The 902-nt window shown below is 45.0% G+C and carries 1 pseudogene; it reads right to left on the minus strand.

What is annotated here, in order from left to right:
* Positions 1–902, minus strand: a pseudogene (locus CH377_RS19760) (LIC12048 family lipoprotein); the annotation flags it as partial.

The following is a 902-nucleotide window of genomic DNA, read 5'->3' on the forward strand; positions in this document are numbered from 1 at the left end:
TCCGCTCCATTCTCCCAAAGGATAGCAGCCTTGCCCGAGTCTGTTTTAACTACGAATTTGCCAGTTGCATTGGCAGTGTTGAGTTTTACTTGGGCCCCACCGGTCAAAACAGTACCTGTGGAGATTTGCATGAACTTACCTTGGAGAGTATTATCCTGCCTCCAAACTGTAAAAGCCACGTCTCCGTAAGTAACCGTCTGAGGTTCTGAGATAGTAGTAACAGAAACGTTTTCGTTCACTACGAAGTCATTCGTGCTAGATTCCAGACGATAACTACGATTCGTATTTGTTGCCGTTAGGCGGAATAGACCATTTGCGAGGAAAGAGTCAAATGTCCCTCCGTCCGTTCCGGAGTTCCAGGCTCCCACACCGTAATTGTAATTCCCCATCCAGTTGATTGCATTCATATCCGCAGTAAAGCCCAAACAATTCAGCGGATGGAAAGGAATCGTAGTACAGTTAATAGGAGTGGTCACAAGAAGTGGCAGACCCAAAGCAGTAGTATAATTCGTAGAAGTAACGTTAGCGTTATTCAGAGTATTCCAATCCGTATAGAAAGCGTTATCCACAGACAATCTAACATCCGGAGCATTTAAAGTTCCTGGAATGGATACTTGTGTGGTCTTCTTATTTGCAGTTTGGAGCTGAGTGTCCACAGTAATCGGAGTAGCTCCGTCGGTATCCGGATCTCCTACGGTCAGGATGGTATAAGGAGTAGAGTCACCAGCAATATAAAGAGTGTCCCCTATATCCACACTTCCGTAAATTCCGGAGAGTCTTAAACTAGTAACTCCCTTATCATTCGGACCTGCTAGGTAAGCTCTTAGTTTAGGAACATCATGGTAATTCAAAGGCCAGATAGTTCTACGATACGCGCTGTTTAGAGCCGGACGGAAATACAA

The organism is Leptospira haakeii (genome assembly GCF_002812045.1).
Taxonomy (GTDB): Bacteria; Spirochaetota; Leptospiria; order Leptospirales; family Leptospiraceae; genus Leptospira_B; species Leptospira_B haakeii.